The sequence below is a fragment of the Bacillus sp. GMs2/2 genome (assembly GCF_050172095.1).
Taxonomy (GTDB): domain Bacteria; phylum Bacillota; class Bacilli; order Bacillales; family Bacillaceae_G; genus Bacillus_A; species Bacillus_A cereus.
In genome coordinates this window covers 1-6,628 of the sequence record NZ_JBNLYE010000227.1, presented here as the reverse complement: position 1 = coordinate 6,628, position 6,628 = coordinate 1, and the positions used below count along the sequence as shown (strand labels likewise).

The following is a 6,628-nucleotide window of genomic DNA, read 5'->3' as shown; positions in this document are numbered from 1 at the left end:
TCATACCCCTTTTTGACGACGTAAGTCAGAGACGAAATGTTGAAATATCTTGTGTCCTATTCTACAGAATTATGGTAATCTCCAACCTCAACTTATATGCGTGAGCATGCAAAAAGGATCCTATCCGTGAAGGGATCCTTTTTTGCATGCTGTCGTAATTATTGTATATAGACCAGGGATACGTTCTTCGATTCCTTCCGGTGCAGTAGAAGGGAAGAGCCATCTTTGATGAGGTCCGTGTTCTTCAACTAGTTTTTCAATTTTAAAATGTTCTTCCGCGAGTGTTGTAATAATTTCTCCTAACGTCCAGCGACGGATGGTTGTTTTAGGTAGCGATTCTTTCTGTGCTTCTGTAAGAAGGATGCTATAAGCAACATCATCTTCAATTAATTCTTCATCGAAATAATTTCCACTTGCTCGAAATGATGGATGGTCTACTCCTAATAGCTTTGTGTATATTGGATGGTAATCGCGAAGGATAAGTATTCCACCGGGCTTTAGTAGTTGAGAGATTGTTATAAAAAGTGGCTTTAAATCTAGAAAGTAATGAAGTACACCAAGTTCCAGTAATACGATATCAAATGATTTGGAGAGATTTACATCTAGTACATCAGAAACGATGTAATGAATAGAGACGCCTGCGGCTTCCGCAAGTTCATTTGCATATTTTGCATTACTTGCTGAAATATCAACAACTGTTACGTCAGCTCCTAAAAGAGCGAGTGCGACAGCTTTATTTCCTTTTGAGCCGAGTAAATTAATAATACATTTTCCTTTTGGAGATTGTATGTAAGGTAAATAATGTGCTACTTCGCGCGTGGGATCTTTCATGATTTTTTTCGCATAATCAGCTGGTGCCCCGTGGTGATTCGTCCAAGCTTCATAAGCAGCTGTATTCCAGCTTTTTTCATTTATAGTGCTTAGTTGTTTTTGGTTCAATGTTATCACTCCTTTTGTGAACGTATAGTTATTCGGCAGAGGGATGGGATTTCCTTTTCTTTCTGAATAAAAGTTTGATTTTTCTGTTATTAAGTCGTACAATACTTTTTATACGTAAAAGCGTTGAAAAGGAAAAGTAGGATGAACACATTCTTTCCAGAGAGCTTCGGTAGCTGAGAAGAAGCAAGAATATTCATTTGAACAATGGCCTTTGAGCTTCGTCCTGAACTTATCAAATGATAATAGTAGGTGGCGACGAGAGTTGGTACTCGTTATCAAAACCACAGTATAAGAGCATATAGCTCCGTACTTGTTAAGGCTAATTATGTGAGTAATTGGCGAAATAAGGTGGTACCGCGACTGTTTATACAGCCCCGCCCTTATCTTTTTTAAGATAAGGGCGGGGCTTTTTATATTTAAAAGGAGGAATGTAAGATGAGTATTTTTATTGGAGGCGCTTGGCCGTATGCAAATGGTTCGTTACACCTTGGCCATATTGCGAGTTTGTTACCTGGAGATATTTTAGCGCGTTATTACAGGGCAAAAGGTGAGAATGTGCTGTATGTTTCAGGGAGTGATTGTAATGGAACACCGATTGCAATTAGAGCAAAACAAGAAGGTGTGACAGCGAAAGAAATTGCTGATAAGTATCATGAAGAGTTCCAGCGATGTTTTCGTAGCCTTGGTTTTACTTATGATTGCTATACACGTACAGATAGTGAGCACCATCATGAAACGGTTCAAAATGTTTTTTTACGTTTATTAGAAGAAGGACATATTTATAAAAAAACAGTGGAACAAGCGTATTGTGAAACGTGTACGCAGTTTTTACCGGATCGTTATGTAGAAGGAATATGTCCACATTGCCATGAAGCAGCAAGAGGAGATCAATGCGATGCTTGTTCTGCTATTTTAGATCCTCTCGATTTGTTAGAAAAGAAATGTAAATTATGTGGTAGTACGCCATCTGTAGAGGAAACAGAGCATTTCTATTTTGCGTTGCATACATTTCAGCAGAAAATTAAAAAAGTTGTAGAAATCGCAAAAGAAAAAGGAACATGGCGTGATAATGCAATTCAATTAACAGAAAGATATGTAAAAGAAGGGTTACAAGATAGGGCAGTATCAAGAGATTTACCAATTGGGGTACCAATTCCAGTAGAAGGGTATGAAGATAAGAAAATTTACGTATGGATTGAAGCAGTGACAGGCTATTATTCAGCGAGTAAACATTGGGTTGAAGAAACAGGGAAAGATGATCAAGAGTTTTGGGCTAGCGAAGCGAAAACATATTATGTGCACGGAAAGGATAATATTCCGTTTCATTCCGTCATTTGGCCAGCGGTATTACTTGGAATAGGGGAGGAAGCAATCCCGCGTCATATCGTTTCGAATGAATATTTAACAGTTGAAAAAAGAAAATTATCTACAAGTAAAAACTGGGCAGTATGGGTGCCTGACATATTAGAACGCTATGATCCAGATTCTATTCGTTACTTTTTAACCGTCAACGCACCGGAAAATCGCGATACTGATTTTTCATGGCGGGAATTTATTTACAGTCATAATAGTGAATTATTAGGTGCATACGGGAACTTTGTGAACCGGACATTAAAGTTTATTGAAAAATATTATGGTGGTATCGTGCCGAAAGGAAGTATTGAAGTAGAGCTGAAAGATAAAGTAGAAGGATTATATAAGCGTGTAGGAGAGGCGATTGAGCAAACTAAATTTAAGGTGGCGTTAGAGACAGTATTTGATACAGTACGTTTTGCAAATAAATATTTTGATGAAAAGCAGCCTTGGAAACAAAGAGAAGATGATCCAGTTTCATGTGAAGAAACGATTTATAACTGTGTGTATCTTATCGCTAATTTTGCCCATCTCCTTGAGCCATTTTTACCATTTTCAAGTGAAAGAGTTCGAAACACATTGTCGATTGTGAAACGAAATTGGGAACCGCAAAATACGTTGCCAAGTAGAATTGATAGCGTACAGCCATTATTTGAGCGAATCGATGTAAAACAAATTGAGCATGAGATAGAGAAGCTGTATGGAGCGGTAAAATGAGATAGAGAAAAAGACCTTTCAAGTAAATGAAAGGTCTTTTGTTATGCAGTATGGTTCTCTTTCTTATCTTTCAAAAAGAAAAGTACAGCAAGGATTACAAGAATAATAGCTGCAATATCATACGTTATTTTAAATGTAGTATTAAAGTTTAAGTACTCTACGAAAGGAGTTTTCACTGCTCCTGCATATATACAAACGGGAACGAGAAGTAAATCGTAAGATTTCTTTTCTTTCATATATCTTATTAGGAAGAAGATACACATAATAGCAAAAAATATGATGCTTAAAATAGTCATTTATACCTCCAGATAAATTTACTTATTTTAATTGCAGTTATATCTTTTATATAAATTCTGTATTTTTTCAAGCGCTATGCACGCGATTGTGTTTCCTTTCTTTCCTAGCCGTAAGCAGCTGAGGAGTGAAAATCCCAACCAATATAAAAATAATACCAATCCACTGCATGAACGTTACGACTTCATGTACAAGTGTAATAGAAGCGATAATAGCAGTTGGTAATTCAGCTGCACCTAATATCGTACTAAGCCCTGTTCCAACCTTTGGTACACCGATTGAAAAACAAATGACAGGTACAACAACGCCGAATAATCCGAGGAAGAAAGCATATTTCCATAGACCGGCTTGCAAAGCACCGTCTGTTAAAAAGGTTGGCGGAAAGAATAGGCATACGATAAGAGTAGCACTTGTTGTCATAAGAAAGCTTTTTGTATAAGGCGGAACATCTGTAGCGACGCGTCCGCTTGCAAAAACATAGAATGAAAAAGAGACAGCAGCTAATAGCCCAAAGATAATCCCTTTCGTAGAAAAACTTTGTCCGAGGCCTTCAAATACACCACCTGCAAACAATGTACCAGCAAATAAAATAAGGATAGATATGATCTTATCGCGGCTTGGAAATGTTCGATTTGCAATGGCTTCGATAATGACACCAATCCAAGTGAACTGAAAGAGTAGGACGACAGCGATAGATGCGGGTAGTTCTTCTACAGAAATAGCATAAAAAATCCCAGTCATACTCATTGTTGTTCCGACGGTTAGTAATGAAAAAAATTGTTTTTTTGTTACTTTATGACGTGAAAAGAAAAGAACGAGTAGAAATAGTCCAATCCATCCGAAGACATATTGTCCCCCTAGTAGTTGATGTGCTGAAAATCCATTTATGAATCCGAGTTTGAAAATAGTTGAAAGTATGCCGTAGCTGCAAGCACCGAATAAAACGAGCAATGAATATTTAAACTTTTCCATAAAAAAATCCTCCTTTTAAGTAATAAAAAACGCCCGCTATCCAAATAAGGATAACGGGCGAACGAAACAGAGTAAGACACTCTACAAAATTCCGCCACTCACACATGAAGTATGAGTTTGGGATATGTAATTATAGTAAATGTTACATTGCTTTTGGGAATACAATGGAGCATTTTACACCTTGAGCTGTGTTTTGTATCCCGTAAGGAAACTGATGTTTATCTAATATTTGTTTCACGATATATAATCCAAGACCACTACCTTGTACTAACCCGTGTTTATCAGGATTTGCGCGATAGAAAGGCTCAAATAAATGAGCAAGTTTATCTTCATCAATTTGTGAACCTGTATTTAATACTTCTAATGCGTAACCATTTGGTTTTTCATAAAGCTTTATATATACGTGCTGATGGTCAATTGTATAATGAATTGCATTTGAAATAATGTTAAAAATAGCAGTTTGAATAAATTTAGGATCAGCTAAAATTTGTACGTCGTGTTTAATATTAGATTGTACATTTAATTGTTTTACAGATACAAAGTAATCTACTTTCTTCATAACATCCTCAATAATATTAGATAAAGAAATGACTTCTAAATTCGGTTTAAATTGAGGGTTTTGTATTTTGGATAATTCCGACATTTTTTCCGTTAATATGTTAATGTCTTGCATCATCTCGTAGGAACGTTTCAAATACTTATCTCTATCTTTATAAGCTCCAATTCCGTGAATCATGCCATCTAGTTGTCCCATGACGGCTGCGATTGGTGTTTTTAATTCATGGGACACCATAGACATAAATTCTTTACGAGATTGTTCTAATTGTTGTTCCTTCTTGAGCTCGTTTCTTAAATCTTGATTGCTTGCATGTAAATTCTTCACAATATTTGGTACTTGTGAAGCAGCTACTTGCAAATTAAAATCTGTTTGATCTGCATTTTTGTTAAGTAGCTTTTTATCGGAGAAATCAAGATTCATAATATCTTTTAAAGCATCACTCATATATTGAAAAGGTTTGGCAATTAGTTTTGTATAAATTAATGATCCGAGTAGTGATAATGCAAGCATTGTCGCGCCAATATGTGGAGCTAATTGCTGCAACGCATCTGCTAACTTTGGATTATCATTTGTATCATTTGTTTTACTTGCTGCATTTTGTGTATGTAAGGCATCATTATTAGCGGCTTTCTTTTCTGCTTCTGTAGGCGGATTAGAAGTGCTATTTTTCCCCGAAAGATTTTGTGTATGTTCTTTTGCCTTTGCAGTTTGGCTAGGCTGCAAAAGGTGATTGATAGCTGTAGAAAGAGATTTATAATCTATAATAGAAGATTGGAAATTAGAAATACTCCCCTTTGACACAGCTTTATTTTGCTTCGTTTTACTTCCGTCGTTTTGCTTATCTGAATCGGCCTGTTCTGTAGTCGGCGTTCCATTTTCTTTCGCAAAACGTTCTTTATCGTAGTTTGAAGCTAGAAAGTAAATAATTTGATAAAGACAAAGTGATAAAAGAATACAAAATAATAAGGTTTTGATGAAAATATTTTTGGTGATGTTGTCTTTGCTACGATTCGATTTTGTAGCCAATGCCTTTCACCGTTTTAATATAAGGAATTCCTAATTTTTTTCTTAAGTTTTTAATATGTGTATCTATAACTCTTACATCACCATAATGTTCATAGCCCCATACCTTATTCAACAAATCACTTCTTGATAATACTTTTCCTCGATTTTGCAGTAAAGTATAAATAATTTCAAATTCTTTTGTTGTCAATTCGATTTGATTACCATGAACATAAGCTGCATATGCTGTAGAGTTTAACATCAATTCATGGAATTGTAGTATAGTTGCAGCTTCTGCTTCCTTCGTTGCTGCCCTTCTTAATACAGCCTCTACACGCTTAATAAATACAGTGTAATGGAACGGTTTCGTAATATAGTCATCAATACCTAACTCAAATCCTTTAATTTCACTTTCTTCATTATGTAAGCCTGTTAACATAATGATTGGTACATCAGATTGTCCTCGCATAATTTTACAAATACTATAGCCATCTATATCTGGTAACATTACATCGAGGAGGACAAGATCGTATGAATTTTTTTGGAAAAGAAGAATACCTTCTGTTCCGGCACCAACTACATCAACGGTAAAGTTTTGTGCCATTAGAAATTCACGAATCAGTTCTTGTATATCTGGGTTGTCTTCAATCACCAGTATATGCGTCATAGTAACACCTCCTAAATAACGCTTTTTACTGCAATATTCGAATTCATCATTTTTCGAGTGACTCAGATTGTTTATACATATAATAAGCCCCCGCTATAAAATAATCATGAAGGTAGCAAGGGGAA

The 6,628-nt window shown here is 35.8% G+C and carries 6 protein-coding genes and 1 other annotated feature; of the genes, 1 reads left to right on the top strand and 5 read right to left on the bottom strand.

The genetic code is table 11. The annotated features are described in order from the left end of the window. Nucleotides 1–120: 120 nt before the first annotated feature. On the bottom strand, nt 121–939 hold the full coding sequence (locus tag ACQGS6_RS20755; RefSeq protein WP_001072240.1) for a class I SAM-dependent methyltransferase: 819 nt from the start codon (nt 937–939) through the stop codon (nt 121–123). A 114-nt stretch (nt 940–1,053) separates the two neighbouring features. Then, nucleotides 1,054–1,324, top strand: a binding site (T-box leader). A 50-nt stretch (nt 1,325–1,374) separates the two neighbouring features. On the opposite strand from ACQGS6_RS20755, the gene metG reads away from it, so the two are divergent. After that, nucleotides 1,375–3,009, top strand: coding sequence for a methionine--tRNA ligase (gene metG, locus ACQGS6_RS20750; RefSeq protein ID WP_069605315.1), 1,635 nt, complete (start codon nt 1,375–1,377; stop codon nt 3,007–3,009). A gap of 41 nt (nt 3,010–3,050) precedes the next feature. Here the strand turns inward: metG and ACQGS6_RS20745 are convergent, their stop codons facing one another. The 4 genes from ACQGS6_RS20745 to ACQGS6_RS20730 form a co-directional block, all read right to left on the bottom strand. Continuing rightward, the gene (locus ACQGS6_RS20745) at nt 3,051–3,305 is read right to left on the bottom strand and encodes a hypothetical protein (RefSeq protein WP_000154125.1); all 255 of its coding nucleotides are present in this window, start codon (nt 3,303–3,305) and stop codon (nt 3,051–3,053) included. Nucleotides 3,306–3,372: 67 nt separating this feature from the next. Further along, a complete protein-coding gene (locus tag ACQGS6_RS20740; RefSeq protein WP_000410486.1) occupies nt 3,373–4,275 on the bottom strand; it encodes an EamA family transporter in 903 nt (300 codons plus the stop codon). A gap of 142 nt (nt 4,276–4,417) precedes the next feature. Beyond that, nucleotides 4,418–5,860, bottom strand: coding sequence for a sensor histidine kinase (locus tag ACQGS6_RS20735; protein WP_000201959.1), 1,443 nt, complete (start codon nt 5,858–5,860; stop codon nt 4,418–4,420). Then, on the bottom strand, nt 5,838–6,503 hold the full coding sequence (locus ACQGS6_RS20730) for a response regulator transcription factor (RefSeq protein ID WP_000148833.1): 666 nt from the start codon (nt 6,501–6,503) through the stop codon (nt 5,838–5,840). The genes ACQGS6_RS20735 and ACQGS6_RS20730 overlap by 23 nt, the downstream gene beginning before the upstream one ends. Between the last annotated feature and the right edge of the window lie 125 nt (nt 6,504–6,628).

Excerpts from the sequence above, each read along its gene's own strand:
- ACQGS6_RS20745 (WP_000154125.1), bottom strand. The coding sequence starts at position 3,305 with ATGACTATTTTAAGCATCATATTTTTTGCTATTATGTGTATCTTCTTC.
- ACQGS6_RS20730 (WP_000148833.1), bottom strand. The coding sequence starts at position 6,503 with ATGACGCATATACTGGTGATTGAAGACAACCCAGATATACAAGAACTG.
- metG (WP_069605315.1), top strand. The coding sequence starts at position 1,375 with ATGAGTATTTTTATTGGAGGCGCTTGGCCGTATGCAAATGGTTCGTTA.
- ACQGS6_RS20740 (WP_000410486.1), bottom strand. The coding sequence starts at position 4,275 with ATGGAAAAGTTTAAATATTCATTGCTCGTTTTATTCGGTGCTTGCAGC.